At 65.1% G+C, this 24,823-nt stretch carries 29 protein-coding genes; 9 read left to right on the top strand and 20 right to left on the bottom strand.

What is annotated here, in order from left to right; all coding sequences use genetic code 11:
• Positions 1-21: 21 nt before the first annotated feature.
• From KDC96_RS02610 to KDC96_RS16655, 4 genes are all read right to left on the bottom strand, one after another.
• Positions 22-1,113, bottom strand: a complete 1,092-nt coding sequence (locus KDC96_RS02610; RefSeq protein ID WP_212450461.1) for a diguanylate cyclase — start codon at positions 1,111-1,113, stop codon at positions 22-24.
• Positions 1,114-1,209: 96 nt separating this feature from the next.
• Positions 1,210-2,595, bottom strand: coding sequence for a class II 3-deoxy-7-phosphoheptulonate synthase (locus KDC96_RS02605; RefSeq protein ID WP_212450459.1), 1,386 nt, complete (start codon positions 2,593-2,595; stop codon positions 1,210-1,212).
• A gap of 121 nt (positions 2,596-2,716) precedes the next feature.
• A complete protein-coding gene (locus tag KDC96_RS16660; protein ID WP_371815520.1) occupies positions 2,717-4,615 on the bottom strand; it encodes an insulinase family protein in 1,899 nt (632 codons plus the stop codon).
• The gene (locus tag KDC96_RS16655; protein ID WP_371815519.1) at positions 4,513-5,727 is read right to left on the bottom strand and encodes a M16 family metallopeptidase; all 1,215 of its coding nucleotides are present in this window, start codon (positions 5,725-5,727) and stop codon (positions 4,513-4,515) included. Before KDC96_RS16655 ends, KDC96_RS16660 begins: the two co-directional genes overlap by 103 nt.
• A 98-nt stretch (positions 5,728-5,825) precedes the next feature.
• Between KDC96_RS16655 and KDC96_RS02595 the strand changes: the two genes are divergently transcribed.
• From KDC96_RS02595 to KDC96_RS02565, 7 genes are all read left to right on the top strand, one after another.
• Complete coding sequence (locus KDC96_RS02595; protein ID WP_212450457.1) at positions 5,826-6,407, top strand: NifU family protein; 582 nt, start codon at positions 5,826-5,828, stop codon at positions 6,405-6,407.
• 25 nt (positions 6,408-6,432) lie between these two features.
• Complete coding sequence (locus KDC96_RS02590; protein WP_212450455.1) at positions 6,433-7,041, top strand: malonic semialdehyde reductase; 609 nt, start codon at positions 6,433-6,435, stop codon at positions 7,039-7,041.
• A gap of 49 nt (positions 7,042-7,090) precedes the next feature.
• A complete protein-coding gene (tsaB, locus tag KDC96_RS02585) occupies positions 7,091-7,735 on the top strand; it encodes a tRNA (adenosine(37)-N6)-threonylcarbamoyltransferase complex dimerization subunit type 1 TsaB (RefSeq protein WP_212450453.1) in 645 nt (214 codons plus the stop codon).
• Between the two features lie 29 nt (positions 7,736-7,764).
• A complete protein-coding gene (locus tag KDC96_RS02580) occupies positions 7,765-8,199 on the top strand; it encodes an N-acetyltransferase (protein ID WP_212450452.1) in 435 nt (144 codons plus the stop codon).
• Between the two features lie 115 nt (positions 8,200-8,314).
• On the top strand, positions 8,315-8,755 hold the full coding sequence (locus KDC96_RS02575) for a MucR family transcriptional regulator (RefSeq protein WP_212450450.1): 441 nt from the start codon (positions 8,315-8,317) through the stop codon (positions 8,753-8,755).
• A 91-nt stretch (positions 8,756-8,846) separates the two neighbouring features.
• Positions 8,847-9,269, top strand: coding sequence for a Fur family transcriptional regulator (locus KDC96_RS02570; RefSeq protein WP_212450449.1), 423 nt, complete (start codon positions 8,847-8,849; stop codon positions 9,267-9,269).
• A complete protein-coding gene (locus KDC96_RS02565) occupies positions 9,262-10,206 on the top strand; it encodes a 1-acyl-sn-glycerol-3-phosphate acyltransferase (RefSeq protein ID WP_212450448.1) in 945 nt (314 codons plus the stop codon). The genes KDC96_RS02570 and KDC96_RS02565 overlap by 8 nt, the downstream gene beginning before the upstream one ends.
• Here the strand turns inward: KDC96_RS02565 and KDC96_RS02560 are convergent.
• The 10 genes from KDC96_RS02560 to KDC96_RS02515 form a co-directional block, all read right to left on the bottom strand.
• Positions 10,203-11,087, bottom strand: coding sequence for a LysR family transcriptional regulator (locus tag KDC96_RS02560; RefSeq protein WP_212450447.1), 885 nt, complete (start codon positions 11,085-11,087; stop codon positions 10,203-10,205). The genes KDC96_RS02565 and KDC96_RS02560 overlap by 4 nt on opposite strands.
• Before the next feature lie 93 nt (positions 11,088-11,180).
• The gene (locus tag KDC96_RS02555; protein ID WP_212450446.1) at positions 11,181-12,101 is read right to left on the bottom strand and encodes a hemolysin family protein; all 921 of its coding nucleotides are present in this window, start codon (positions 12,099-12,101) and stop codon (positions 11,181-11,183) included.
• A gap of 42 nt (positions 12,102-12,143) precedes the next feature.
• Positions 12,144-12,623, bottom strand: coding sequence for an rRNA maturation RNase YbeY (gene ybeY / locus KDC96_RS02550; RefSeq protein WP_212450445.1), 480 nt, complete (start codon positions 12,621-12,623; stop codon positions 12,144-12,146).
• Entirely contained in the window at positions 12,624-13,655 is a 1,032-nt protein-coding gene (locus KDC96_RS02545; protein ID WP_212450444.1) for a PhoH family protein, read from the bottom strand. It lies immediately after the preceding gene.
• A gap of 106 nt (positions 13,656-13,761) precedes the next feature.
• A complete protein-coding gene (locus KDC96_RS02540; protein ID WP_212450443.1) occupies positions 13,762-14,340 on the bottom strand; it encodes a hypothetical protein in 579 nt (192 codons plus the stop codon).
• Positions 14,333-14,917: a hypothetical protein gene (locus KDC96_RS02535; RefSeq protein ID WP_212450440.1), complete on the bottom strand. Its 585-nt coding sequence runs from the start codon at positions 14,915-14,917 to the stop codon at positions 14,333-14,335. The genes KDC96_RS02540 and KDC96_RS02535 overlap by 8 nt, the downstream gene beginning before the upstream one ends.
• Positions 14,914-16,257, bottom strand: a complete 1,344-nt coding sequence (miaB, locus tag KDC96_RS02530; protein ID WP_212450438.1) for a tRNA (N6-isopentenyl adenosine(37)-C2)-methylthiotransferase MiaB — start codon at positions 16,255-16,257, stop codon at positions 14,914-14,916. Before miaB ends, KDC96_RS02535 begins: the two co-directional genes overlap by 4 nt.
• 76 nt (positions 16,258-16,333) lie before the next feature.
• Positions 16,334-16,792 (bottom strand): hypothetical protein, encoded by a 459-nt coding sequence (locus tag KDC96_RS02525; protein ID WP_212450436.1) that lies wholly within the window; start codon positions 16,790-16,792, stop codon positions 16,334-16,336.
• Positions 16,782-17,084: a hypothetical protein gene (locus KDC96_RS02520; RefSeq protein WP_212450434.1), complete on the bottom strand. Its 303-nt coding sequence runs from the start codon at positions 17,082-17,084 to the stop codon at positions 16,782-16,784. Before KDC96_RS02520 ends, KDC96_RS02525 begins: the two co-directional genes overlap by 11 nt.
• Positions 17,085-17,110: 26 nt before the next feature.
• The gene (locus KDC96_RS02515; protein ID WP_212450433.1) at positions 17,111-17,572 is read right to left on the bottom strand and encodes a peptidylprolyl isomerase; all 462 of its coding nucleotides are present in this window, start codon (positions 17,570-17,572) and stop codon (positions 17,111-17,113) included.
• A 111-nt stretch (positions 17,573-17,683) separates the two neighbouring features.
• Here KDC96_RS02515 and mgtE point away from each other — a divergent pair, with 111 nt between their 5' ends.
• Both mgtE and KDC96_RS02505 read left to right on the top strand, forming a co-directional pair.
• A complete protein-coding gene (mgtE, locus tag KDC96_RS02510) occupies positions 17,684-19,135 on the top strand; it encodes a magnesium transporter (protein ID WP_212450430.1) in 1,452 nt (483 codons plus the stop codon).
• Positions 19,136-19,187: 52 nt separating this feature from the next.
• Positions 19,188-19,577, top strand: coding sequence for a DUF1489 family protein (locus tag KDC96_RS02505; RefSeq protein ID WP_212450428.1), 390 nt, complete (start codon positions 19,188-19,190; stop codon positions 19,575-19,577).
• 81 nt (positions 19,578-19,658) lie between these two features.
• On the opposite strand, the gene KDC96_RS02500 is transcribed toward KDC96_RS02505, so the two are convergent.
• The 6 genes from KDC96_RS02500 to KDC96_RS02475 form a co-directional block, all read right to left on the bottom strand.
• Positions 19,659-20,324, bottom strand: a complete 666-nt coding sequence (locus KDC96_RS02500; protein ID WP_212450426.1) for a cytochrome b/b6 domain-containing protein — start codon at positions 20,322-20,324, stop codon at positions 19,659-19,661.
• 19 nt (positions 20,325-20,343) lie between these two features.
• The gene (locus KDC96_RS02495) at positions 20,344-20,808 is read right to left on the bottom strand and encodes a cytochrome c (protein WP_212450424.1); all 465 of its coding nucleotides are present in this window, start codon (positions 20,806-20,808) and stop codon (positions 20,344-20,346) included.
• Between the two features lie 115 nt (positions 20,809-20,923).
• Positions 20,924-21,799, bottom strand: a complete 876-nt coding sequence (locus KDC96_RS02490; protein ID WP_212450422.1) for a DUF1295 domain-containing protein — start codon at positions 21,797-21,799, stop codon at positions 20,924-20,926.
• A 15-nt stretch (positions 21,800-21,814) separates the two neighbouring features.
• Positions 21,815-22,519, bottom strand: a complete 705-nt coding sequence (locus KDC96_RS02485) for a DsbA family oxidoreductase (protein WP_212450419.1) — start codon at positions 22,517-22,519, stop codon at positions 21,815-21,817.
• Entirely contained in the window at positions 22,516-23,430 is a 915-nt protein-coding gene (gene nudC / locus KDC96_RS02480) for an NAD(+) diphosphatase (RefSeq protein ID WP_212450417.1), read from the bottom strand. Before nudC ends, KDC96_RS02485 begins: the two co-directional genes overlap by 4 nt.
• Entirely contained in the window at positions 23,430-24,746 is a 1,317-nt protein-coding gene (locus tag KDC96_RS02475; RefSeq protein WP_212450415.1) for a serine hydrolase, read from the bottom strand. Before KDC96_RS02475 ends, nudC begins: the two co-directional genes overlap by 1 nt.
• Between the last annotated feature and the right edge of the window lie 77 nt (positions 24,747-24,823).

Raw genomic sequence — 24,823 nt, 5'->3', positions numbered from 1 at the left:
CCGGTTTGTCCGACAGCCGCGTCAGGCTGCGCGCCGCACCCGGTTGCGCCCTGCGCTCTTGGCCGAATGCAGCGCGGCATCGGCGCGCGCAAACAGGGCCGTCGCGCTATCGCCCTGTGAAAGCGCGGCAAATCCAACGCTGACCGTCACCGCCGGCACAGGTCCGACAGAGCTTTGCAGCGACACCGCGTGCCGCAGCCGCTCGGCCAGAACGCGGGCGAGGTTCGCATCGGCACCGGGGATCACCCAGATGAATTCCTCGCCTCCGACGCGCCCCACCAGGTCGCTGTCTCGCGCCTGCGCCAGCGCAATCTCGGCCACCCGGCGGATAACCTGATCGCCGCGGAGATGGCCGTGGGTGTCGTTGACCCGCTTGAAGTGATCGATATCGAACACGATCAGCGCGAGCGGCCGGTCTGAGTGTCGCGACTCGCGCACGATCCGCTCGAGATCTTTCTGCACCCGGCGGCGATTGGCGAGGCCGGTCAGGGCATCGGTTGCCGCCAGCTGGCGCGCCCGGCGCGCTTCGGACACGGCGACCGCGCGCGATTGCTCGAGCCGGCGTTCGCGCTCGACCTGATCGGTCACATCCCTCACCACCGCCACGACGATCGCGATGCCGCGATTCTTGCCGGGCAGGTTGCAGGCGTGAACGGCAAGCGTCCGCGCAATCCCGTCGAACCCGACGATGTCGAACTGCAATTCGAACGGGCATTCGTCGTCGCGGTGCGCAAGAGCGCTACCGACAAGGTCGATCTCGTTGGCCAGCAGCAGGTTCGCGGCGTCTTTTTCGGCAAAGGCAAGGTTTTCCTCGGCGCCGAACAACGCGCGAATGCCGTGAGACCAGGATTGCCTGCCGGTGGCCGGATCGTATTGCCACACGCCCAGTTCGGCGATGCTTTCCGCCATCCGGATGGTGCGCAGCAAATCGCCCACCCTGCCGGCGCGCTGCCGCGCGAGCCGGGCTGCAAAGCGGGTTTCGCGGCGCGCCAGCATCACCCCTACGATTCCCACCAACGCGACCAGCGCCAGCAGCAGGCTCATCGCGACCAGCAGGTCAGCACCGACCGGTTGACCGGCGATCTGGAACTGGGGATCGGCAACGGTGCGCATCGGGTTCGCCCTCACGAGGTGCGAACGCGATAGCGGGGATAGGCCTAGCGAAGGCGCAATATGCCCTGCGGAAATCTACCTAACCGGCAAACCGGATCAGGCGGCGTCGGCGGACAGGCCCTTGGCGCGGTCGCCCACCTCGGTGTTGAGCATTTCGGCGAGCAGGAACGCGAGCTCGAGCGACTGTTCGGCGTTGAGGCGCGGATCGCAATGCGTGTGGTAGCGGTCGCCCAGCGCATCGTCGGTGATCGCCACCGCTCCGCCGACGCATTCGGTCACGTCCTGCCCGGTCATCTCGATATGGATGCCGCCGGGATGCGTGCCCTCGGCGCGGTGCACCGCGAAGAATCCCTTCACCTCTTTCAGGATGCGGTCGAACGGACGCGTCTTGTAGCCGCTTTCGGACTTGATGACATTGCCGTGCATCGGATCGCAGCTCCACACCACCGGATGCCCCTCGCGCTCTACTGCGCGCACCAGCTTGGGCAGGCCGTCTTCGACCTTGTCGTGGCCATAGCGGCTGATGAGCGTGATCCGCCCCGGTTCGCGGGAGGGATTGAGCACGTCGAGCAGTTCGAGCAGCGCATCGGGCTCGAGGCTCGGCCCACACTTCATGCCGAGCGGATTGCCGATCCCGCGCGCGAATTCGATATGCGCGCTGCCAGGAAAGCGGGTGCGGTCGCCGATCCACAGCATGTGCGCCGAGGTGGCATACCAGTCCCCGGTAAGCGAATCCTGCCGGGTCATCGCCTGTTCGTAGGGCAGCAGCAGCCCTTCGTGGCTGGTGTAGAAGCTGGTGCCCTGCAATTGCGGCACGGTTGCGGGATCGACCCCGCAGGCCTCCATGAAATCGAGCGCTTCACCGATCCGGTCGGCGGTTTCGGAGAATTTCTCGGTCCACGAGGTGCGTCCCATGAAATCGAGCGTCCACTGGTGCACCTGGCGCAGGTTCGCGTAACCACCGCCGGCGAAGGCGCGCAGCAGGTTGAGCGTCGCTGCCGCCTGCGAATAGGCGCGCACCATGCGCGCCGGATCGTTGCGGCGCTGGTCGGCGTCGAACTCGATGCCGTTGATGTTGTCGCCAAGGTAGCTCGGCAGCGTGACGCCGTCCTTGGTTTCGGTCGGCGAGGAGCGCGGCTTGGCAAATTGCCCGGCCATGCGTCCGACCTTCACCACCGGCCGCTTGCTCGCGAAGGTCATGACGACCGCCATCTGCAGCAACACGCGGAACGTGTCGCGAATGTTGTTCGGATGGAATTCGGCAAAGCTTTCGGCGCAGTCGCCGCCCTGCAACAGGAAGGCGTGACCGTTCGCCACATCGGCCAGATCGGCCTTGAGCGCACGCGCCTCGCCCGCAAACACCAGCGGCGGGTAGGATTGCAGCGTCGCCTCGGCCGCAGCCAGCTCCGCAGCGTCCTCGTATTGCGGCAAATGCCGCGCTTCGTGGGCTTTCCAGCCGTCGGGGGTCCAGTTCTGAGCCACGTTCAATTCTCGTGTCGTCCAATTGCGTCGCCGCGCGGCTACGCAGCGGGGTTCGATTTGTAAAGGCAAGAGGCGCTGTGCGACAATTATATGTCGCGCTCAGCGCGACCGCCTCAATCGATCAGCGCCCGACGATCTCCTTGGCTGCGGGCTGCGCAGGGCGCACGGCCGGCACCGCGTCCGGGCCGTATTGCCGGCCGACCTGCGTCGCCAGCGTCTGGCCTTCGGGGATCACCGCCAGCTTGAGCGGGGTGCGCTGGGTGAAATAGCGATCGGCGAGAAACTGCATGACCTGCGGGCTGGTCTGCGAATAGTCCTGCAACAGGCTGCGCAACAGCGATACCCGGCGCGGATCGACGGTCGCCCCTTCGAGATTGTAAAGCCAGAAGGTGTTCCCGGTCGACGCCCGGCGGATCAGCTGCGCAAGCGGCTCGGTCACGCGGTCGAGCTCGTCGGCGCTGGGCGGATTTTCGGCGAGATCGCGCGCGATCCGATCGGCTTCGGCAAAGAACACCGGCACGAATTCGGGTTCGAGCTGCGCCAGCGCCGTGATCGTCCCGCCGCTTTCGATATCGGTCGGCCAGTTGGAAAAGACCTGCGGGGCGTAGCTCGCCCCGGCGCGTTCCCGCAGCGCGTCGAGCAAGCGGTTGTTGAACAGCTGGGTGAGGATTTCGAGCTGGCGCGATTCGCGGATGCTGGTGACCCCGCCGCCGCTGGGCCACGCGATCACCGCCGCCGCCTGGTTGGCATCGCCGCGATGGGTCAGCACGGTCGGTTCGGCGCTGGACGCCGGGAAATCGGGAACCCGCGCCGCGACTGCGGGCGGGATCGGTTCGCGCGGCGGCAACGCGCCAAAGGTCTCGGCGAGCTTATCGACGATCGCGTCGCGGTCGAATTCGCCGAACACCAGCACTTCGATCGGCCCCTGCCTTAGCAACGGCTCCCATACCTGCCGGAATCCTTCGGGCGTCACCTGCTGCAGCGCCTCGGGCGAAGGGGTGGCAAAGCGCGGATCGCGGTTGGTGACGAGGTACTCGAGATCGCGGTTGATGATGCCCGCCGGGCTGGTCGAGAAGGTGTTGTAGGCCAGTTCCGCCGCCGCCTTGGCGCGGATCACCGGATCCGGGTCCCAGCGCGGCATGCCGAGCTTGGCGGCGAACAGGTACAGCTGGTCGGCGACGTCTTCCGAACGGGTCTGCGCGGTGAAGGTGAACACCCCGTCGTCGATCTCGAATTCGAACCCGAGCTTGCGCCCGGTCGCGAGCCGGTCGATCTCGTTCTGGCCCAGCTCGCCGATGCCCGAACCCACCAGCGCAATCTCGCCGATCGGGGCGTAAACTGCGGTGCCGGCGTCGAACGCGCGATAGCCCGAACCGAACCGCACCCGCACCGTGACCCGGCCGGGTTCGGCGTTGTTCGACCACAGCAGCGCGCGCGTGCCGTTGGCGAAATCGACCTGTTCAACCTGCAGGATCCCGAGCAGCCGTTCGTCGACCACCTCGCCCGCAGGACCGACAGGTGGCAATTCGTCGAACGAGATCGATGCGGCGGCGAGCCGCGCGGTGGCATCGACCGCCGCCTCGCTGGCCAGCGCCAGCCGCAGGGCCTCGCTGTTTGCTTCGCCGACGCCGGGCGTGACATAGACCGAGCGCAGCACGTCGCCAGCGAACAGCATCCGGGTGCGTTCGAACAGCTCTTCGGGCGTGAACCGCTGCTGCATGCCGCGGAACACCGCGAGCACGGTCTCGGGCGAGGCGACGGTCTCGCGGATATCGACCGCGTTGACGATGTTGTCGGCGAGTTCCGATCCGGCCTGGACGCTGCTCTGTTCGACCTGGTTGGCAAAGATCACGTCGAATTCCGCGACTTCGCGGTCGATTTCCTCCTGCGAGGGCGGTGTCGCGAGCGCATCGGCGATCACCGCGCGGACGTCGGCGAGCGCGGTCTGCCAGTCGGCGGTGATCGGTGCGAAACTGACAAAGGTCGCGTCGGTCGAACGCGAGATGTCGTCCTGCTGCACCTGCGCATAGAGGAAGCTGCCTCCGCCCGCGCGCGGGTTTCCAGCCGGCGGTTGATGATCTGCTGCGCCAGCGCATCGAGCAGCAGGCCTTCGTTGTAGACGATCGTATCCTGCACCGGTCGCCACGGACGCATCACCGCATAGGTGAGGTTGCGCGGCAGGTCGGGCTCGACCACGACGCCGATCTCGCCCAGCGGCAGGTCCGAGCCTGCGGGGATCGTGGCGTCTGCGGGCGCGACCGGATCGCCGAAATCGGGCGCTTCGCCGGCCGGGCCGGTGCCTTGCCAGTCCCCGAACCATTGCTCGACCAGCCCGGCCAGCAGCTCTGCGGGGGCATCGCCGGCGACCACGATCACCGTGTTTTCCGGACGATACCAGCGATCGTAGAAGCCCTGCACCGAAGCGGCATTGGCGGCATTGAGCGTTTCGACCGTGCCGATCGGGTTGCGTTCGGCCAGCCGCTGACCGGCGAAAAACGTGCGGCGGGTGAAATCGCTCACCCGTTCCGCCGCCCCGCCGCGTTCGCGCTTTTCGGCGAGCACGATCGGACGCTCTGCAGCGACGTTGGCCTCGCTCAGCACCGGCTCGCGGATCATGCCCGACAGCAACCGGAAACTCTCGATCAGCTTGGCGCGGTCGACGTTCGGAATGTCGAGCTTGTAGGCGGTGTGGGTCGGGCTGGTTTCGGCGTTGGCATCGCTGCCGAAGGTCGCGCCCAGCCGCTGCCAGGCGGCGATCGCCTCGGCCTGCCCGAGATACTTGCTTTCGCGAAACAGCAGGTGTTCGAGCAGGTGGGCAAACCCCTGTTCCTCGTCGCGTTCGTGCAGCGAACCCGCGTCGATGCGGACCCGGATCGAAACCTGGCCCGGCGGCACGCCGTTGCGCCGCACGGCATAGCGCAGCCCGTTGTCCATCTCCCCGAACAGCCATTCGCGATCGACCGGGACGTTGCTGCCTTCGTACAGCCACGGCACCTCGTCACCGGTCTGAAGCGCCTGCGCAGGCGGGATCGAGGGCTCGGCGGTCGCCTGCTGGGCGCTGGCCGGAAGCGCAATGGCAACCGGCGCCGCAAGCAGAATCAGGACGCGAAATGCACGGGAAAGTACGTTCATGACGGTGTCTATAATCGGTCGAGCCATGAAGGGATAGTGAATGCTCTTTGCCGCAATCGCCGGTTGCCGCGCGCCCTTGCCGCTCCTAGATATCATCCATGTTCATCGAAACCGAAACCACGCCGAACCCGGCGAGCCTCAAATTCCTTCCCGGCCGGACCGTGATGGAGAGCGGCACGCGCGAATTCGCCTCGCCCGAAGCCGCCGAAGCGAGCCCGCTGGCGCAGGCGATTTTCGACACCGGCGAAGTCGTCAACGTGTTCTACGGGTGGGACTTCGTCACGGTCACCGCTGCCCCGGGGAGCGACTGGAGCGCGTTGAAGCCGCAGGTGGTCGCGATCCTGCTCGATCATTTCGTTTCCGAAGCGCCGCTGTTCGCAGGCGGATCGGCCGACGGGATCGCGGTTCCGCCCGAAGAACCCGTGATGGCGATCCAGGACAAGGAAGAAGACGCCGAAGTAATCGCCGCAATCAACGAATTGCTCGAAACGCGGATACGACCGGCGGTGGCCGGCGACGGCGGCGACATTGCCTATCGCGGGTTTTCCGACGGAGTCGTCTACCTGGCGTTGCAGGGTGCCTGTTCGGGCTGCCCTTCGAGCACCGCGACGCTCAAGCAGGGAATCGAAGGCCTGCTGAAACATTATCTGCCCGAGGTCGTTGAGGTACGGGCCGCCTGAAAACTCGCTCCAGAACGGGGACACAATGACACAGCAATTTCACGACGTCGTCCTTTCGGACGCGGCGCTCGCACAGCTTTTCAACGACGCGCGAAGCTACAATGGCTGGCTCGATCGGCCGGTCAGCGAAGCGCAGCTGCACGCCATCTGGGACCTGATGAAGATGGCTCCGACGTCGGCCAACATGCAGCCGGTGCGGATTGTCTGGGTCAAGTCGGATGCGCAGAAGGACACGCTGGTCGAATGCGTATCGGACGGCAACAAGGACAAGGTCCGCGCCGCGCCGGTCACCGCAGTGATCGGCTACGACATCGACTTTCACGAAGAACTGCCGTGGCTGTTCCCGCATACCGATGCGAAAAGCTGGTTCGAAGGCGATGAGGAAGGGCGCAAGGAGGGCGCGTTCCGCAATTCGTCGTTGCAGGGCGCGTATCTGATGCTCGCCGCGCGCGCGATCGGGCTCGATTGCGGGCCGATGTCGGGCTTCGATGCCGACGCGGTCAATGCAGCGTTCTTCGCCGATCAGCCGCGCCACCGGGTCAATTTCATCTGCTCGATCGGCTATGGCGATCCCGACAGCATCTTCGACCGCAGCCCGCGCCCCGATTTCGAACGCTTCAACACCATCGTCTGATCGTCCTGCGATCTTGCGAGGCACGACGCGGTAAGGCAGGGCAGCCGCCATGCGCATTCTCGCGATCGAAACCGCCAGCGAAGCCTGTTCGGTAGCCCTGTTCGAGGGCGGCGCATTGCGTGCGCACGACCATCGCATCCTCGGCCGGGGCCATGCCGAACGGCTGGTGCCGATGATCGCTGCACTGCCCGACAAGGGCGAGGCGCAGCGGATCATGGTGTCGCTCGGCCCCGGCAGCTTTACCGGAGTCCGGATCGGCATCGCGACGGCGCGCGCGCTCGGGTTTGCGTGGCAGGCCGAGGTGCTCGGCTACCCGACGCTCGCGCTGCTGGCGGCGATGGCCCGCTCCGATCCGGACCTTGCGGCGGCGGGGACAGGAATCACTGTGTGCACGAATGGCGGACACGGCGAATGGTTCGTGCAGGATTTCGGTGGCGATGGCCGGCCCGAAGCAACTGTCGCATCGCTGACCCTAGACCAGGCGAGCGCGCGCGCGCCGCGCCCGGTGATCGCGGGCAACCGCGCCGCCGAGCTGGCCGCGCTCCATGAGGGTGCAGAGCTTCGCCCGCTTGTCATTCTGCCTGACGCGGCGCGCACCGACCTGCTGCCTGCCGTCTGCCTGACATCCGACCTCACGCCGATCTACGGACGCGGGCCGGACGCCACCCCGATCGCCGGGCGGACAGCGTCGTGACGCCCTGCCCGCACCTCATCGACCGGATCATGGAGGTCATGGAAACCGCGTTCGATCCGACCTTCGGCGAAGCCTGGAACCGCCGCCAGATCAGCGACGCGCTGACGCTGCCCAGCACGCATGCGCTGGTGGTCGATCCCGAGGGGCAGCCAATCGAGACAGCGGGCAGCGTTCCAGCCGGGTTCGTGCTCACCCGGCACGCGGCGGATGAGGAGGAACTGCTGCTGATCGCGGTTCTGCCGCAGTTTCGCCGGAAGGGTCTCGGGCAGGTCCTGCTTGACCAGTTGTTCGCCGCTGCGCGCGAACGCGGGACCACGCGGATTTACCTGGAAATGCGGCGCGGAAACCCGGCCGTGCATCTCTACGACAAGGCCGGATTCGAGCCGATCGGTGAGCGACCCAACTATTACCAGGCCGCTAATGGTGAAAGAATCGACGCGATTACTTTCGGTCGAACAATCTAGGGCCTGTAATTCCCCGACTTATTTACAAGTCAGCATTGTGCCGTCTTGCATTCACTGCGTGCTTGGTTCATGGATCACTAATCGGGAAAACCCGAGCTAAAACTGTGAGGAACTCATGCAAGATCTGGAAAACGAGATGAAGGAAACGCTGATCACATTGACGAGCGACATCGTCGCCGCACATGTCAGCAATAACGATGTCACCGTGGCCGACGTGCCGACGCTGATTACCACCGTCTATGCGGCGTTGCAGGGATTAGGCGAACCCGCCGAAGCCGAAGAAGTGCTGCCCGAACCGGCGGTTTCGATCCGCGCTTCGGTGAAGCCGGACTACATCGTCTGCCTCGAAGACGGCAAGAAGCTGAAGATGCTCAAGCGGTATCTGCGCACCAATTACGACATGACGCCGGAACAATATCGCGCTCGCTGGAGCCTGCCGGCCGATTACCCGATGGTGGCGCCGAACTACGCAGCCAAGCGCCGCGATCTGGCCAAGAAGATCGGCCTCGGCCGCAAGCCGGGCACCGGGCGCGGACGGCGCAAGAAAGCCGCCTGACACTCGTCCGGCACGCCTCTGTGTCGCCAGCTTGAGCTAGTCGCCCCGTCTCGATAGAAGACGGGGCACTACTCGTCTCGCGGAGCGCCAATTGACACAGAAAATCGATCTCGAACAATTGTGCGCCGAAAAGGGCCTGCGCATCACCGAACAACGTCGCGTGATTGCCAAGGTCCTGTCGGACAGCGAAGATCATCCCGACGTCGAGATGCTGCACCAGCGCGCATCGGCGATCGATCCGGGAATCTCGATCGCGACGGTCTACCGCACTGTTCGCCTGTTCGAGGAGGCCGGTATCCTCGACCGCCACGATTTCGGCGACGGGCGCTCGCGCTACGAGCCCGTTCCCGAAGCGCATCACGATCACCTGATCGACGTCGAAACCGGCAAGGTCGTCGAATTCGTCGATCCCGAGGTCGAGGCGCTGCAGCGCCAGATCGCCGAAAAGCTCGGCTATCGCCTGGTCGATCACCGGATGGAGCTCTACGGGGTCAGGCTCTCGCGGGATGACTGACAATCCTGCCGAACACGGCATAGACGCGCCGGGCAGCAAGATCTGGGACCATCGCGTCGCGGCGGCGCGCGGCGAGAAAACGCCGATTTCGACCGGCGGCTGGATGCGGATCGGCCTGCGTTCCCTCGCGCTGATCGGATTGCTGCTGGTCTTCGTGCCGCTGCACTACCTCTACCGCATCTTTCGCTATGGATCGCCCTTCCCGATGCTGTTCCTGCGCTATGCGGCGCGGGTTTCGGGCTGCAAGGTGGTGGTCCACGGCACGCATCTGAAGCGCGATGTGTTCTACATCGCCAATCACATCTCTTGGATCGACATCCTCGCCATGGCAGGCGCGTGCGGCACGGCATTCGTCGCCAAGGCCGAACTGGCCGAAGCCCCGGTGGTCGGCTGGCTCGCCTCGCTCAACCGTACGGTTTACGTGAAGCGCGAGAACCGCCTCGGCGTCGCCGCGCAGATCAACGCCCTGAAGGAGGCGCTGGCGGACAATTGGGCGGTGACGGTGTTCCCCGAAGGCACGACCACCGATGGTCATTCGCTGCTGCCCTTCAAGAGCAGCATGCTCTCGGTACTCGAGCCGCCGCCCGGAGAGGTGCTCGTCCAGCCGGTGATGCTCGATTACAATTCGGTCGCCGAATGGATCGGCTGGGTCGGGCAGGAAAGCGGCCTCAACAACGCCAAGCGGGTGCTGGCGCGGCGCGGCACATTCACGCTCCACATGCATTTCCTCGAACCCTTCAGCCCCGAGGATGTTCGCGGGCGCAAGGCGATCGCCGCCGAAGCGCGGCGGCGGATCGAGGAGGCGCTGGAAACGGCGCTGGGCAAACCGGTGCGCGATTTCGCGCACGATGTGCCCCCGGTCCGCTACGACGCACCGAAGGGGGCGCAGGGCGTGGGCGTGATCGTCAACGAACAGGTCGACGAACGGGCCGGTTAGAGCCCGGCGCGCACCAGCCAATCGTGAAACAGCCGCACGGGCCGCGATTCAAGCGCGGTGGGCTTGCACACGAACCAGTAGCTGTACGGGCTTTCGACCTGCTTTTTCGACAGGTCCGTCAAGCGGTTGTCCTGCGCGCGGCGCATGTGATCGTCGTGCATGATGGCGATCCCCAGCCCCTGCGCGGCGGCTTCGAGCATCAACTGGCCCGAATCGTAGTGATCGATAGCCGCGGGCTCCATCTCGTCGAGCTCGTGTGCCTTCTTCCATGCCACGAAGCTTTCGGGCAGTTCGTTGTGGATCAGGAAAGTCTGCTTGGCGAGGCTCTCGCTGGTCACTTCGTCGCCCACCACATTGGCCACATCCTTGCTGCAGATGGCGTGGACGAGATTGTGGTCCAGACGCACCGCGTGCAGGCCCGATGCCGGCCCGCGCGACAGGATGATCGCCGCGTCGAGCGTGTCGCCGACCCGGTCTTCGAGATGCGGCCCGGTGTCGATGTCGATATGCAACAGCGGGTGCCGTTTGCGCAGCTCGCCCAGTCGCGGGAACAGCCGCTGGCTGCCGAACAGCGGCAACACACCCAGCCGCAGCCGCAGCAGCGAGATATTCTCGGACTGGCTTTCGACCGCCCGCGCGAGCGATTCGAGATGCGGGTTCACCGCTTCGTAGAATGCCTGCCCCTCGTCGGTAAGCTGCATCGATTGGCGCGCGCGCGTGAACAGCTTCTTGCCTACGAATTCCTCGAGATTCGAGATCCGCCGCGACAGTGCGGACGGGCTCAATCCGATTTCTTCGGCGGCTGCACGTGCAGATCCCAGGCGTACCGTGCGCATGAACGCTTCAAGCGCGCGCAGCGGTGGTAGTCGGCGAGTCGGCATTCGGGTCTCCTTGCTCTCAAGGAGATACGCTTGACCAGCGATTTGGATGCAAAAAACGAAAGAAAGATGTGAACTGCGTGGGAAGAATTGCGCTTATTGCACGTCGTTCTCAACTTGCGGGGCGTGCAGACGCAGGCGCGTAACGTGCTTTTCGTCGCCTGCGGTGACCTCGATCCTCCAGCCGCTCGGGTGTTCGACCACCGCCCCGACCGGGGGAACCTGCTCGGCGAGGACAAAGGCGAGCCCGCCCAGTGTATCGACCGATTCCTCGACCTCGGCGAGGCGCGGATCGACCTGTTCGGCAACGTCATCGAGCTCGGCGCGGGCATCGCAATCCCACATCCCTTCGCCGATCGACACGATCAGTTCCTCGGGCGTTTCATCGTGCTCGTCCTCGATCTCGCCGACGATTTCCTCGACCAGGTCCTCGATCGTGATGATCCCGTCGGTGCCCGAAAACTCGTCCAGCACGATCGCCAGGTGGACCCGGCGGGAGCGCATGTCCGCCAGCACGTCCAGCGCCCCGCGCACCTGCGGCACGTAAAGCGGCTGGCGCATCAGCGTGGTCCAGTCCGCGGGCGGCGTCTTGCCGTTGGCGAGAAACCCGAACACGTCCTTGATGTGGATCATCCCGATCACGTCATCGAGCGTGCCGCGATAGACCGGCATGCGCGAATGGCCGTTCTCGCTGAAACTGGCGACCAGTTCTTCCCAGCTGATCCCCGCTTCGACCGCGATAATCTCGCCGCGCGGCACCGCGACATCGTCGGCGTCGTGTTCGCTGAAATGCAGGAGGTTGCGCAGCATCTGCCGTTCGACCGGCGAGAGGTCGCCGTTGCCGGCGCCCTCGTCCCGACTGTCCTCGTCGTTGTCGTCCTCGTGTTCGTCGATCGCCTCTTCGAGCTGGGCGCGCAGCGAGCGATCGACATCGCCGACCTTGAGGATTTTCCGGATCGCAGGCCACAGCCCGCTGCTACTCTCCGCGTCTCCGGCGGGGGATTGGGAATCGGGCATGGCCCTTGCGACTTTTCCTCCATTCAATCGAGCCGGTCGGGCTCAGGTACCATATGGGTCCGCGATGCCCATCTTTGCAAGTATCGCGGTCTCAAGCGCTTCCATTTCATCCGCATCTTCGTCGGAGGTTTCGTGATCGTGGCCGGCCAGATGCAGCAGGCCGTGGACGAGCAGGTGCGCCGCATGATGTTCGAGCGCAATGCCTTTTTCCGCCGCTTCGCGGGCGCAGGTTTCGTATGCGAGTGCCAGATCGCCGAGCATGACCGGCGGGCCTTCGGAGGCAAGTTCGCGCAAGGCGTCGCGCTCCAGCATCGGAAAGCTGAGCACATTGGTCGGCTTGTCGCGCCCGCGCCATTCACGGTTGAGCGCATGGACCTCGGCATCGGTGGTGAACAGCATGCTGGCGCAGAGGCGCGGGTTTGCGAGCGGCGGTTCGGCTTCCGCGGTCGCATCCACAGCACGCCCGGCCAGCGCTTCCCATACGCCTGCCGGCCATTCCTCGATGTCGATGTCGAGGTTCACCTAAGCGGCCGGCCCCTCATAGGCCTCCACAATCCGCCCGACGATCGGGTGGCGCACCACATCGGCAGCGCTGAAACGAATCGTACCGAAGCCCTCGACGCCCTCCAGCTTCTCGACCGCATCGGCCAGGCCGCTCATCCGGTCGCCGCCGGGGATATCGACCTGCTTGGGATCGCCGCACACCACCATCCGGCTGTTCTGGCCAAAACGGGTGAGAAACATCTTCATCTGCTCGCGGGTGGTGTTCTGCGCCTCGTCGAGGATCACGAACGCGTCGGCGAGCGTGCGTCCGCGCATGAAGGCGATCGGCGCGATCTCGATCTCGCCGCTCTCGATCCGCCGCTCGACCTGTTCGGGCGGCATGCAATCGTAGAGCGCGTCGTAGAGCGGGCGCAGGTAGGGATCGACCTTGTCCTTCATGTCGCCGGGCAGGAAGCCGAGCTTCTCGCCTGCCTCCACTGCCGGGCGCGAGAGGATCAGGCGCTGGACGCTGCCGCTGATAAGCTGGCTGACGGCCTGTGCGACCGCGAGATAGGTCTTGCCGGTTCCCGCCGGGCCGAGCGCGAAGATGATGTCGTCGCGCGCGAGGCTGCGCATGTAGCTGACCTGCGTCGCGCTGCGCGGCACGATCGTCTTGCGCCGCGTGCGGATCATGATCGGCGGCGATTCCCTTTCGCCGCTGATGATCCCTTCGAGCGTCGGCTCGTTCGACATCGCGATCAGCGCTTCGATCGCCCCTGCATCGAGATCCTGCCCCATCGCCAGCCGATCGTACATCGTCTGCAAGGTGTCGCGGGCGCGGGCCACTGCGTCTTCGGGGCCTTCGATCACCACCTTGTCGCCGCGCGCATGGATGAACACGCCCAGCCGGTTTTCGACCTGCACCAGGTTCGCATCGAACTGCCCGAACAGCGCGCCGAGCAGCGACTGGTTTTCAAAGCTGATTTCCACCTGCGCGCGACGCGCCTCGCGGATCGGGATGGGGTCGGGCGAGATCGCCGGATCGTTTGCGCGGGTTGGTTTGCGGCCCATAAAATCCTTTGCCGATGGCCCGCACCCTTCGCGCGGGTCCCGAGTCGGAAAGGTAAGCACGCGCGGGAGCAAAGCAAGGTCGGCGGGCGCACGCGGCGGTGGAAAGTCACACCGGAATACGGCGAACCCGTTCCCCGGCGTTTTTGTCGAACACATGGTCGGCAAACTCGCCGTCCTTGAGCACGTAATGCAGGAACATCTGCTTGTGCCACTCGGCCTGGAGCGGTTCGCGCCAGTGTTTGACCCTGTGCCCCTGGTAGATCACGCCCGCACCGGGCGACAGCGCGATTGCGATCCGGTTGCCGTGCAGATCCTCGATGTGGAACGGCCAGATGCTGCCAGACGGTTCGGTGCCGATCGCCACCGTAACGCTGATTTCGCAGGTCGCCCGATCGACGTGTGAGCGCAGCACGGCCGCATGGCTGTATTTGCGCCAATAGGCATAGCCCACAAGCAGGTCCTTGCCGACCAGCTGCTCGATCCTCGGAAGGCAATGCTTGAGCAGGATCGCAGCGGGGACAGGGGAATACTGGTCTTCCGCTCCGGTGACATAGCGGGTCTGGGTCGGAACCATCTTCCCAATCCGGCTCTGCGTATCCATCGCGGATGCCACAAACGCGACCTGAGCCGGGGAAATCATGTCCTCGACAATCAGATAGCCATCGTCCCAGAACGGATCAGTCATCTGCGTTTCCCCAGCGCGAAACAGGCACTTCGATCCTGTCGCCGGCATGGTTCGCAAACTCGCCGTCTTTGAACACGTAGAAAATGAACAGCTGCCGTTGTGCGCCGGTGTCCAGCCGGTCGCGCCAATGCTCGATCGCATGCCCCTGGTAGACCAGCCCCGCGCCTGGGGGGATGACGATCGCCATTTCCTTTCCATGCAGGTCCTGAATCCGTAGCGGCCAATCGGGTGTGCCCGGCTCTGTCCCGATCCCGATGGAAACCGCCACTTCGGACGCCGCGCGGTCTCTGTGCCGCTGCATCACCCCGCCCTCGCGATAGATGCGCCAATAGGCGTAGGAACCGATCAGAGCGCGGCCCACCACCGCTTCGATCGCGGGTTGACAGTGGGCCAGCAGCATGTCGCCGATCCGGGGCGAATATTCGTCTTCGGCATGGCCCACCGCCGGATCGGTCCGCAGCTTCGTCAGACCGCTTGCGCTCGAATGGTCCATCGCCGCCGAAGCCAGCGCCAGTTTGTCTTGATCGAGCAGCCCCTCGACCAGCTGGTATCCGTCCTCCCAGAACGGCAGTGTCATGCAGAGACTGTGGCCAGCGGCCGACCCATCACCGAATTGGGCCCGGCTTCGAGCAGTTCGACCTCGACCAGATCGCCGATCGCCGCTTCGCCTTCGAACCAGACGCTTTGCAGCCACGGCGATTTGCCGAGCCACTGGCCGGGATGCTTGCCCTTGCGCTCGATCAGCACACTGCAAGTCTTGCCCACGCTCGCCTCGTTGAAGGCCAGCTGGTCGCGATTGAGGCGCGCTTGCAGGCGCTGGAGGCGATCATCCATCACCTCCCTGGCGATCTGGCCCACCATCGTCGCTGCGGGCGTGCCGGGGCGCGGGGAATATTTGAAGCTAAACGCCTGTGCGTAGCGAACTTCATCGACGATCCTGAGCGTATCCTCGAACTCGGCCTCGGTCTCGCCGGGGAAGCCGACGATGAAATCGCCGCTGAGCGCGATGTCGGGCCGCACCGCGCGGAAGCGTTCGAGCAGGCGCATATAGCTTTCGGCGGTGTGCGCACGGTTCATCGCCTTGAGCACGCGGTCATTGCCCGACTGCACCGGCAGGTGGAGATAGGGCATCAGCTTGTCGACTTCGCCATGCGCCGCGATCAGCGCGTCGTCCATGTCGTTGGGGTGGCTGGTGGTGTAGCGGATGCGTTCGAGCCCATCGAGCCTTGCGAGCGCATGGATCAGCCCGCCGAGGCCAACGTCGTGCCCCTTGTCATCCTCGCCCGCCCACGCATTCACGTTCTGGCCGAGCAGCGTGATCTCGCGCGCTCCCGCCTCGATCAATCTGCGCGCTTCGGCGATCAGGTCACCGAACGGACGCGAGATTTCCGCGCCGCGCGTATAGGGCACCACGCAATAGGTGCAGAACTTGTCGCAGCCCTCCTGCACGGTGAGGAAGGCGGTGGGGGAGCGCCGCGTGCGCTGGGGCAAGGAATCAAATTTCGCGATCGCGGGCATATCGGTGTCGCTCGCGCGTTCGCCCTGCACCGCCTTGTCGAGCATCTCCGGCAGGCGGTGATAGGCTTGCGGGCCGACCACCATGCTCACCGCCGGGGCGCGCGCCATGATCTCCTCGCCCTCGGCCTGCGCCACGCAGCCCGCGACCGCGATCATCGGCGCCTTGCCCGCTTCTTCGCCGGCCTTCACCAGCCGGCCAATGTCCGAATAGACCTTTTCGGCGGCCTTTTCGCGAATGTGGCAGGTGTTGAGAACTACGAGGTCCGCTTCCTCGCCCTCGGGCGCAGAATGCAAGCCCTTCTCGCCGAGCAATTCGGCCATCCGCTCGCCGTCATAGACGTTCATCTGGCAGCCGAAGCTCTTGACCCGGTAGGTCTTGGGAGGAGTTTGCGGTTTCATGGAGCGGCGCGTTTAGCGGGATTGGGAACCCTTGCCAACACATGCGAGCTTCCGCGAATTCGATGCTGGAGACAGCTCACATCAGCGTCGCCGCACGGCGCACGTCCTTCTCGCGTCCGAATCGCTGGAGCATCGCGATCAGCTCCGCGCGCTCGGGCACGAAAACCTGCGCCTTGCCGATCCGGATCGCTTTCCGGGACCGGGGCTCCACCGCAGACCATTCCCCGCCGACCCGCACCTTCAGGCCCGTCATGAATTCGACGTCGAGAGCGGGCTCCGACCAGCGCCCGAACCGCTCTGACAGGAACACATCCTTCGTCTCGTCAGGCGTCGCGGTCAGCGGGAGCTCTTCGTAGAGCCAATCAAGATCGCGCCGCGAGACGATTACGTCGATATCGCCTATCGCGCCCGGCGAACCGCCATGCAATGCCACCGCCGCGCTGCCGATTACCCACCACGGATCATCGGCAGCCTCAAGCACGCGCGCAACGCGGCGCAGGACTGCCGAAACATCGCGGTCGATCCTAGCCGGCATTCCCCCTCGCACGTTTCCATCGGTTGCGCACCAGCCACTCGCCGGCGCAGCCGAGGCACCAGGACAGGTACCACGGCCAGAAATACACCACCCCGATGCCGAGCCAGAGCCAGTCCTCGCCCACCGGACTGCCTTCGAAAAATGCGAGGAAGACCGCGAACAGCAGGGCCGGCGGGATCAGCGCGAGGACCACCGCCCGCACCCGCCCCGCTGCGGGCGCGAGCCAGCCGAGCAAGTGCGTCACTGCGAACCCCGCCGCGCCCGCGATCAGCAACGATGCGTAGTATTCCATCGCTCACCCGGTTCCGGGATAGGCGTTCAGCCCACCGTCGCCTTGACGATCTTGCCCGGGCTTGCCGGCGGCTCGCCCTTGGGCAGCGCATGGACGTGTTCCATCCCGCTCTCGACCTGGCCCCAGACGGTGTACTGGTTGTCGAGGAAGCCCGCGTCTTCGAAGCAGATGAAGAACTGGCTGTTGGCGCTGTCGGGCATCTGCGAACGCGCCATCGAGCAGGTGCCCTCCACATGCGGCTCCGCATTGAACTCGGCCTTGAGATCGGGCTTGTCGCTGCCGCCCATGCCGGTGCCGGTCGGGTCGCCGCCCTGCGCCATGAAGCCGGGGATCACGCGGTGGAAAACCACGCCGTCGTAAAAGCCTTCGCTTGCCAGCTCGGTGATGCGCTCGACGTGGCCGGGGGCCAGATCGGGGCGCAGCTTGATGACGACGTCCTTGTTCTCGCCGTCGCCGGTGTCGAGCGTGAAAGTGAGCTTGTCGGCCATTGTTCGGTATCTCCTTTGACTTGCGCTGCACCTAACGGCTTTGCACCGCGCTGTCACCCGCGCGACGCGCCATCCGCTTGCTTTTCAAGCGCTCAACTCTAAACCCGCCGCATGGTCGATCCGACGCGCCTTGACGACGAACTGATGGTCGCCGACGCCCCCGAAGAGGAGGTGCGTCCCGACGACCGGATCGACGACGAACGGCACGACGAGGAAAACCGGCTCAAGCCCGAATATGTCGACGCGGTCGAAGACGCGCTCGACGCGGGGGACAAGGGCGCGGTCTACGACCTGGTCGAGCCGCTCCACCCCGCCGACATCGCCGACCTGATCGAATTGCTCGGCAAGGGCGCGCGCGCGCAGCTCGCCGCCGCGATCACCGATCTGATGACCAGCGATGTCGTCGCCGAGCTCAACGATCACGTCCGCGAGGACATGATGGAGGCGCTCGCGCCCGAAGCGGTCGCGGCGATCACCGAACAGCTCGAAACCGACGATGCGGTCCAGCTGCTCGAAGATCTCGACGAAGACGATCAGCGCGCGATCATCGCCGAGCTGGAGCCGGAGACGCAGGCCGCGGTCGAGAGCGCGCTGTCCTATCCGGAAGAGACCGCCGGGCGGCTGATGAACCGCCATGTGATGGCGGTGCCCGAGCACCTGACCGTCGGCGACCTGATCGATTATCTGCGCATCGAAGGCGACCTGAACCACGATTTCTTCGAAGTCTTCGTGATCGACGCCGCGCACCATCCGGTCGGCACCTGCGCGCTGAACTGGGTCCTCACCACCCCGCGCTGGGTCAAGCTGACCGATATCATGAAGCGCGACCAGACCCTGATCCCGGTGACGATGGATCAGGAGGAAGTCGCGCTGATGTTCCAGAAATACGCGCTGATTTCCGCCGCCGTGGTGGACGAGAACGGGCGGCTGGTCGGGCAGATGACGGTCGACGATATCGTCCACATCATCTCAGAGGAAGCGGGCGAGGACGCGCTGCTGCTATCGGGTGCGGGCGATGGCGATATCAACGAACCGATTGCCGAAGCCTATTCGAGCCGGGTGCGCTGGTTGATCGCCAATCTCGGCACGGCGGTGGTGGCGAGCGCAATCATCGCGTTCTTCGGCGCCGCGATCGAGCAGCTGGTGGCGCTCGCGGTGCTGATGCCGATCGTCGCCAGCATCGGCGGCAACGCCGGCACGCAGACGATGGCGGTGGCGGTGCGCGCGATCGCGACCAACCAGCTGACCCGATCGAACACCTGGCGGATCGTGTGGCGCGAACTGCGGGTCGCAATCCTCAACGGCGCGACCGTGGCGGTGCTGATCGGGATCGCGGCGGCGGTGCTATTCACGCCGATGATGGGCGTGGTGATCGCGGTGGCGATGATCGTCAACATCGTGGTCGCGGGAATGGCCGGGGTGCTGGTGCCGGTGATCTTCGAACGCCTCGATCAGGACCCGGCGGTGGCCTCCAGCGTGTTCGTGACGATGATTACCGATTCGATGGGCTTCTTCGCCTTCCTCGGCCTTGCCGTGCTGGCAGGCCTCGCGCCGCTCGCCTAGGGTCAAGGCACCCGACGTTTGAACCCGCGAACGATTTCCCTATCTTGACCACATGCCCCTCCACCTGACCAAGATCGCGTTCGGCGCGCAGAGCTATGCCGATATCGAAAGCTGGTACGCCGGCCGCCGCAGCCCCTACCTGACGACCAAGTATCGTCCGACCAAGTGGGAACAGTGCATCGGCGGCTCGCTCTACTGGATACACCAGCATGCGATCGTCGCGCGCTCGGAAATCACCGGGTTCACGCAGGGTGACGACGGGCGCTGGCGGATCGAACTGAAGCCCGAACTGGTGCGCGTCGCCCCCCGCACCAAGCGCGCGCATCAGGGCTGGCGCTACCTCAAGGGCGAGCCCCCGCGCGACCTCGCGCCGGACGAGGACATCGGCGACGCGCTGCCCGGGAAACTGGCAGCAAGGCTGGAACGGCTGGGGCTGGTTTGATCACGATAGGGAGCGCCATGCCTCTCGCTCTTGCAGCTTTTGCCGACTGTCCCGCGAAGGCGGAGCAGGCGGGCAAGCCGATCAAGAAAGCGGCGGTGCGCCCGAATAGATCCAGGCCGCGATGGCGACGGACACGGCCACGGCAATGACCAAAGCAGTCAGCGACGGACTCGAATTGTCCGCAACCCCTTCGGCCTTCTCGGCTTTTCCGACAATGATCGGGCCGATCAGGTTCTGCATCCGCATCACGCCGTAGACACCGATCGCCGCGAGGTGCAGGCCGATCATGGCGAAAACGACATAGACGAACCATTCGTGGGTGTCGGTCAGCCAGTCGGCGGTCATCACTCCGACCAGCGGATTGAGGGGTCCGGTCGCGCCGTCAAAGGGATCGCCTGCGAACAGACCCATGCCGACTTGCGCACCCATCGCGCCGAGCAGTGCGAGCACGGCCAGCGCGCCAAGCGGGTTGTGGCCGATTTCGCGCTGATGGTCATAGCCTCCGCGCAGGTATGCCAGCACCACCCTCGGACCTTTCACGAAATTGGCAAAGCGCGCGGTGTCGGTGCCGATGAACCCCCAGATGAGGCGGAAGATCACCAGCGCCAGCAGCACGTGGCCAATCTGCATGTGCAGTCCCATCTGCGAGTTTTCGGCTGTGATCCACATCGCGGGGACCAGTACGGCAAAGGACCAGTGTGTCACCCGCACCGGCCAATCCCATACCTTTACCGGCCTGGTCTCCATGATCGGATCCCGGTCCGGTTCATTCGTCGTCGAGACGGAACGTATCGTGGCAGTTCTTGCACGATGCGCCCAGCGCCTTGACCTGCTCGCCCACTGCTGCGGCGTCACCGCCCTTGACGATCTCCACCATGCGCCCGCTTTCCTCGATGAGCTTCTGTTGGGCCGCAGTGAATTCCTCCGGCTTTTCCCAGATCGCTGCAAGCGCTTCGGTGTCCCAATCTTCAGCCCTGCCCGAACCGGAGGGGAAGTATCCGTCAAGCCGCGCGGCACGGTCATTGATGTCGGTTGCAGCCGCCTGAAGCGCGAGGAAGTCGGGGTTCTCCAGTTCCAGTTCGTTGCGGATCAGTTTGAAACTGTCTCCGATGGCTTCGAAATTGTCCTGACGGACCTTGATCTCGGCGGGCGGATCGCCCTCGGCTGCGGGAGCATCGCCTGCTCCGCCGCCACAGGCAGCGAGCAACGCCATCACCGGAGCGGCAATCATAAACCGGGTCTTTGGGCAATGCATCATATCGAAAAGCTCCTGTGCTGACGGATCGAATTCTCGTCACATTGATCAAACCGATGAGAGGATAGTTCGGCAACCCCCTGATTGCACCTCACGATTTGGGCGGTTTGGGAAACAGTGCGGGGGTGTTCCTGCGGTATTCGCGATACGCGGGATCGTCGCCCCAGCGTTCCTGCGCCTGCTTTTCCTGCAGGTTGATCCCGCTTATTTTGGTCAACAGCAGGGTCACGAAAAGCGGCGAGATGACGGCGAGCCACGACAGGCCCGACAGCACCGGGATCGCCATGATCAGGATCCCGGTCCACAGGGTGATCTCGCCGAAGTAGTTCGGGTGGCGCGACCACTTCCACAGGCCGACATCGATGAAATCGCCGTCGTTTTCGGGGTCGGACTTGAACTTGCTTTTCTGCGCATCGGCGACCGCTTCGATCGTGATGCCCGCCACCCAGACCGCCGCGCCGATCCAGAACCACACGCCGATCGGATGCGGATCGGTGGTCGTGATCGCAATCAGTGCTGCCGACGCAGTCAGTATCACCCACAGCGCCTGCAGCGTCCACGCCACCAGGAACCGGGTCGGCCTCGTCTTGATCTTCTCGAAGCGCGAATCCGAGCCGCCCTTGGCCTTGATGCGGATATACAGGAACGTGCCCAGCCGGATGCACCACAGCGCCACCATCGCGGCCAGCACGATCGCGCGCGCATCGAGCGTGCCGAGCGCGGACCAGGCGGCATAGACGGCGAAGCCGGTCACGCTAAGATAGGTGATCGCGCCGACGCTGTCGTAATACTTGTCCGACTGCGCGATCGCCGCCGGGATGAAGGCCAGCCAATTCACCGCCAGCGCGACGAATGCACAGTCCAGAAAGGCGTTGACGCCGTAAACCTCGACGCTGCCCGCCCCCGCAAACAGCGCGAAGGCCAGTGCGAAGACCGTAACGGCGATGACGATGAGAATGCTTTTCATGCAGGCTCGAACGGGTCAGCCCGCGCTGTGTTCCGCCGCCGTGCGCGACTTTTCGACCACGCGCCGCAGCACGTTGACGTAGGTTTCGGGCGGCTGCGCGCCGGGAACCATGAACTTGCCGTTGATGATCATCGCGGGGACGCCGCTGATGTTGAGGTCCCACGCCTGCCGTTCCTCGGCGACGACGCGCGCTTCGAGATCGGCGTCCTCTAGCGCGGCCTTGGCGGCTTCGCGGTGGAGCCCGACTTCGGCGGCGATATCGAGCAGCACCTCGCGCTCGCCGATCCGCTTGCGATGGTTGAAATGCGATTCGAACAGGGCGAGTTTCAGCCGCGTCTGGACCTGCGGCCCGGCCTGCTCCAGCGCCCAGCCCAGCAGCTTGTGCGCATCGCGGGTGTTCCACATCATCGCGGCGGGCGCTTCGCCATCACCTTCGTAGGCGAGCGACACGCCCGCGCTTTCGGCAATCGCCTTCATCTGTCCGCGCACCGCCGCGCCTTCCTCGGCGCTGCGGCCATATTTGCGGCGCAGGTGCGCTTCCTGCTCTTCGCCTTCGGCCGGCATGTCGGGATTGAGCTCGAACGGGCGCCAGCGCACTTCGGCCTCGATCTCGCCTTCGAGTGCGCCCAGCGCCTTGGTCAGCTGACCGTATCCGATTGCGCACCACGGGCACATCACGTCGGAATAGATATCGATGGTGACGTTTTCTGGCGTGGTCATGCGTCCTTCTCCAGCCACCAGCGTAGCAGACTGTGCGCGATCGCGGCAGGCGGCGGGGCATTGAACGGCCCTTCTTCGCTGCCGATCGTATCCATCGCGTGCTGCACCTCGTCGCGGGTGAACCAGCGCGCTTCCTCCAGCTCCTCGATATCGAGCGTGATCTCGGTCTCGTCGGTCTGCGAGTAGCAGCCGATCATCAGCTGGCTCGGGAACGGCCACGGCTGGGTCGCGATATATTCGACGTCGCGGACGCGCAGGCCGGCCTCTTCCCATACCTCGCGCGCAACCGCTTCCTCGATCGTCTCGCCCGGCTCGACAAAGCCCGCCAGCGCGGAAAAGCTGCGCGGCGGGAACCGCGGCTGGCGCCCGAGCAGCAATCGTCCATCGTTCTCGACCAGCATGATCGTGACCGGATCGGTGCGCGGGAAGTGCTGCGCATCGCAGCTTTCGCAGGTTCGCTGCCAGCCGCCCTTAGCGATCTTGGTGCCCGAGCCACAGCGGGCGCAGAATTTGTGGCGGGCGTGCCAATCGACGAGGCTGCGTGCCCCGCCATAGATCGCGAGGTCGGGCGGCGTGAGCTGCTGGATCGCCTGCCACGCGCGTGGCATCGCATAGGCCGGCCCCGTCGCGCCCTCGCCCGGCACGGCGGCAAAGCACGCCTTGCCGTCAAGCAGGCCGAGGAACACCAGTTCCGCTTCCGGATCGACGTCGGCGAGCGTGCCCCACAGCAACCCGCCTGCATCGTCCATCTGCGGCAACAGCCCGTCGAGCAACAGCACCTTGGCGCGCCAGTTCATGTGGCTCGCGAGCTTGTCCGGATCGACCCGGATCTGGTCCGCGCGGTCGATCGGCGACCCGGCGAAGGCGATCGGCCCGGTTCGCGGCAGTTCGGGATGCGCGGGATGGTGCATCAGGCGGCTTTGTCGGAGCGCATCGCCTTCAGGTCGAGCTCCAGCGCGGCGAGGAACTCGTCACGCACCGGATAGGCTTCGGTCGGCATATATTGGGTCCAAAGCGCCGAGCGCAGGCCGAGACTGAAATCGACCGCGCCGAGCGTGCCAGCCGCACCGCCCCAGCCGAAGGTGCTGCCCAGCGAACGCCCGCCTGCGCCATGGCCCTGCCCTTCCATCCACGATCCGGTCATGTCGACCGTCGTCGGGATCAGGTTGGAGCTGCCGACCCGCACCGCTTCCTCGCTCATCACCCGGTTGCCGTCGATCGTGCCGTAGCCGAGCAGCATGCGCAGGAAACGATCGTAATCCTTCGGGCTCGAAACCAGGCCGCCGCCGCCCGAGGGGACGCCTGGATCGTCGAGATAGATCGTGTTGACGCCCGGATCGATCGGGAACGGGGTGCCCGCGACGATGCCGTAATTGTCGGTCATCCGCCCGGTCTCGCCTTGCGGCACGGTCATCCACGTGCTCGTCATGCCGCAGGGTTCGAAAATGCGTTGGTTGAGGAAGGTCTCGAAATCGGTGCCCGAAGCAACTTCGATCACCCTGCCGAGCAGGTCGAGACTGCAGGAATAGATCCACTTGGTGGCCGGCTGCACGGTCAGCGGAATCTCGGCCAGCCGGTCGGCCCAGACCTCGAGACCCGGCGCGGGTTCGACCGGCGGAATCCCCGGGATCGGCATGCGGCTGACCCGTCCGCCGACGATGCCCGCCTTGCGATAGGCCTCGAGCTGCGGGCCCTTGCTGGTGATGAGATAGCCCAGCCCGGCGGTGTGGGTCAGCAAGTGGCGGATCGTGATCGGCCGCTCCTGCGGAACGGTATCGTCCAGCGGCCCCTCGGGATCGACCAGCACCGGCGTGTCGCGAAATTTCGGCAAGACGTCGTAGAGCGGTTGGTCGAGGCCGAGCTTGCCCTCGTCGATCAGGATCATGGTCGCCATGCCGGTGATCGGCTTGGTCATCGAATAGATGCGGAAGAGCGAATCCTGGTCGACTTCGGCGCTGCCCGCGAGCGACAGCGTGCCGCCGCCGACCGTATGCGCCATGTCCTGCTGGCCCCAGCCGAACGTCAGCAGCATGTTGGCGAGCTTGCGCTCCGATACGTATTTCTCCGCCATCGCCGCGACATTGGGCCAGCTATCGCTGACATCGTGCGCCAGCAGCTGTCGGCCGAATGGCAGCGTCGAAAGCGTCGCAGCGGCGGCGAGGTAGCCCCCGCTGCGAATCAGCGAACGACGCGACAGGTGGGGCTGGTCGAAAGTGCGGAAGGCCATGGGCGGGATTTCTCCGAAACTGAAATTGGCGGGCTGTGTGCGGCAGATGCGCCGGGGCGTCAATCGGCACCGGCGCT

It is taken from the genome of Erythrobacter sp. JK5, from assembly GCF_018205975.1.
In the GTDB taxonomy this organism is placed as follows: domain Bacteria; phylum Pseudomonadota; class Alphaproteobacteria; order Sphingomonadales; family Sphingomonadaceae; genus Erythrobacter.
The sequence above is the reverse complement of the archived record's forward strand: the minus strand, read 5'-3'. Positions and strand labels throughout refer to the sequence as shown.

Excerpts from the sequence above, each read along its gene's own strand:
- KDC96_RS02475 (WP_212450415.1), bottom strand. The coding sequence starts at position 24,746 with ATGGCCTTCCGCACTTTCGACCAGCCCCACCTGTCGCGTCGTTCGCTG.
- KDC96_RS02540 (WP_212450443.1), bottom strand. The coding sequence starts at position 14,340 with ATGACTGATCCGTTCTGGGACGATGGCTATCTGATTGTCGAGGACATG.
- KDC96_RS02595 (WP_212450457.1), top strand. The coding sequence starts at position 5,826 with ATGTTCATCGAAACCGAAACCACGCCGAACCCGGCGAGCCTCAAATTC.
- miaB (WP_212450438.1), bottom strand. The coding sequence starts at position 16,257 with ATGAAACCGCAAACTCCTCCCAAGACCTACCGGGTCAAGAGCTTCGGC.
- nudC (WP_212450417.1), bottom strand. The coding sequence starts at position 23,430 with ATGCACCATCCCGCGCATCCCGAACTGCCGCGAACCGGGCCGATCGCC.
- KDC96_RS02590 (WP_212450455.1), top strand. The coding sequence starts at position 6,433 with ATGACACAGCAATTTCACGACGTCGTCCTTTCGGACGCGGCGCTCGCA.
- KDC96_RS02490 (WP_212450422.1), bottom strand. The coding sequence starts at position 21,799 with ATGAAAAGCATTCTCATCGTCATCGCCGTTACGGTCTTCGCACTGGCC.
- KDC96_RS02555 (WP_212450446.1), bottom strand. The coding sequence starts at position 12,101 with ATGCCCGATTCCCAATCCCCCGCCGGAGACGCGGAGAGTAGCAGCGGG.
- KDC96_RS02525 (WP_212450436.1), bottom strand. The coding sequence starts at position 16,792 with ATGCCGGCTAGGATCGACCGCGATGTTTCGGCAGTCCTGCGCCGCGTT.
- tsaB (WP_212450453.1), top strand. The coding sequence starts at position 7,091 with ATGCGCATTCTCGCGATCGAAACCGCCAGCGAAGCCTGTTCGGTAGCC.
- KDC96_RS02545 (WP_212450444.1), bottom strand. The coding sequence starts at position 13,655 with ATGGGCCGCAAACCAACCCGCGCAAACGATCCGGCGATCTCGCCCGAC.
- KDC96_RS02505 (WP_212450428.1), top strand. The coding sequence starts at position 19,188 with ATGCCCCTCCACCTGACCAAGATCGCGTTCGGCGCGCAGAGCTATGCC.
- KDC96_RS02580 (WP_212450452.1), top strand. The coding sequence starts at position 7,765 with ATGGAGGTCATGGAAACCGCGTTCGATCCGACCTTCGGCGAAGCCTGG.
- KDC96_RS02565 (WP_212450448.1), top strand. The coding sequence starts at position 9,262 with ATGACTGACAATCCTGCCGAACACGGCATAGACGCGCCGGGCAGCAAG.
- KDC96_RS02485 (WP_212450419.1), bottom strand. The coding sequence starts at position 22,519 with ATGACCACGCCAGAAAACGTCACCATCGATATCTATTCCGACGTGATG.
- KDC96_RS02575 (WP_212450450.1), top strand. The coding sequence starts at position 8,315 with ATGCAAGATCTGGAAAACGAGATGAAGGAAACGCTGATCACATTGACG.
- KDC96_RS02535 (WP_212450440.1), bottom strand. The coding sequence starts at position 14,917 with ATGACACTGCCGTTCTGGGAGGACGGATACCAGCTGGTCGAGGGGCTG.
- KDC96_RS02515 (WP_212450433.1), bottom strand. The coding sequence starts at position 17,572 with ATGGCCGACAAGCTCACTTTCACGCTCGACACCGGCGACGGCGAGAAC.
- KDC96_RS16655 (WP_371815519.1), bottom strand. The coding sequence starts at position 5,727 with ATGAACGTACTTTCCCGTGCATTTCGCGTCCTGATTCTGCTTGCGGCG.
- KDC96_RS02560 (WP_212450447.1), bottom strand. The coding sequence starts at position 11,087 with ATGCCGACTCGCCGACTACCACCGCTGCGCGCGCTTGAAGCGTTCATG.
- KDC96_RS02610 (WP_212450461.1), bottom strand. The coding sequence starts at position 1,113 with ATGCGCACCGTTGCCGATCCCCAGTTCCAGATCGCCGGTCAACCGGTC.
- KDC96_RS02520 (WP_212450434.1), bottom strand. The coding sequence starts at position 17,084 with ATGGAATACTACGCATCGTTGCTGATCGCGGGCGCGGCGGGGTTCGCA.
- mgtE (WP_212450430.1), top strand. The coding sequence starts at position 17,684 with ATGGTCGATCCGACGCGCCTTGACGACGAACTGATGGTCGCCGACGCC.
- KDC96_RS02500 (WP_212450426.1), bottom strand. The coding sequence starts at position 20,324 with ATGGAGACCAGGCCGGTAAAGGTATGGGATTGGCCGGTGCGGGTGACA.
- KDC96_RS02495 (WP_212450424.1), bottom strand. The coding sequence starts at position 20,808 with ATGATTGCCGCTCCGGTGATGGCGTTGCTCGCTGCCTGTGGCGGCGGA.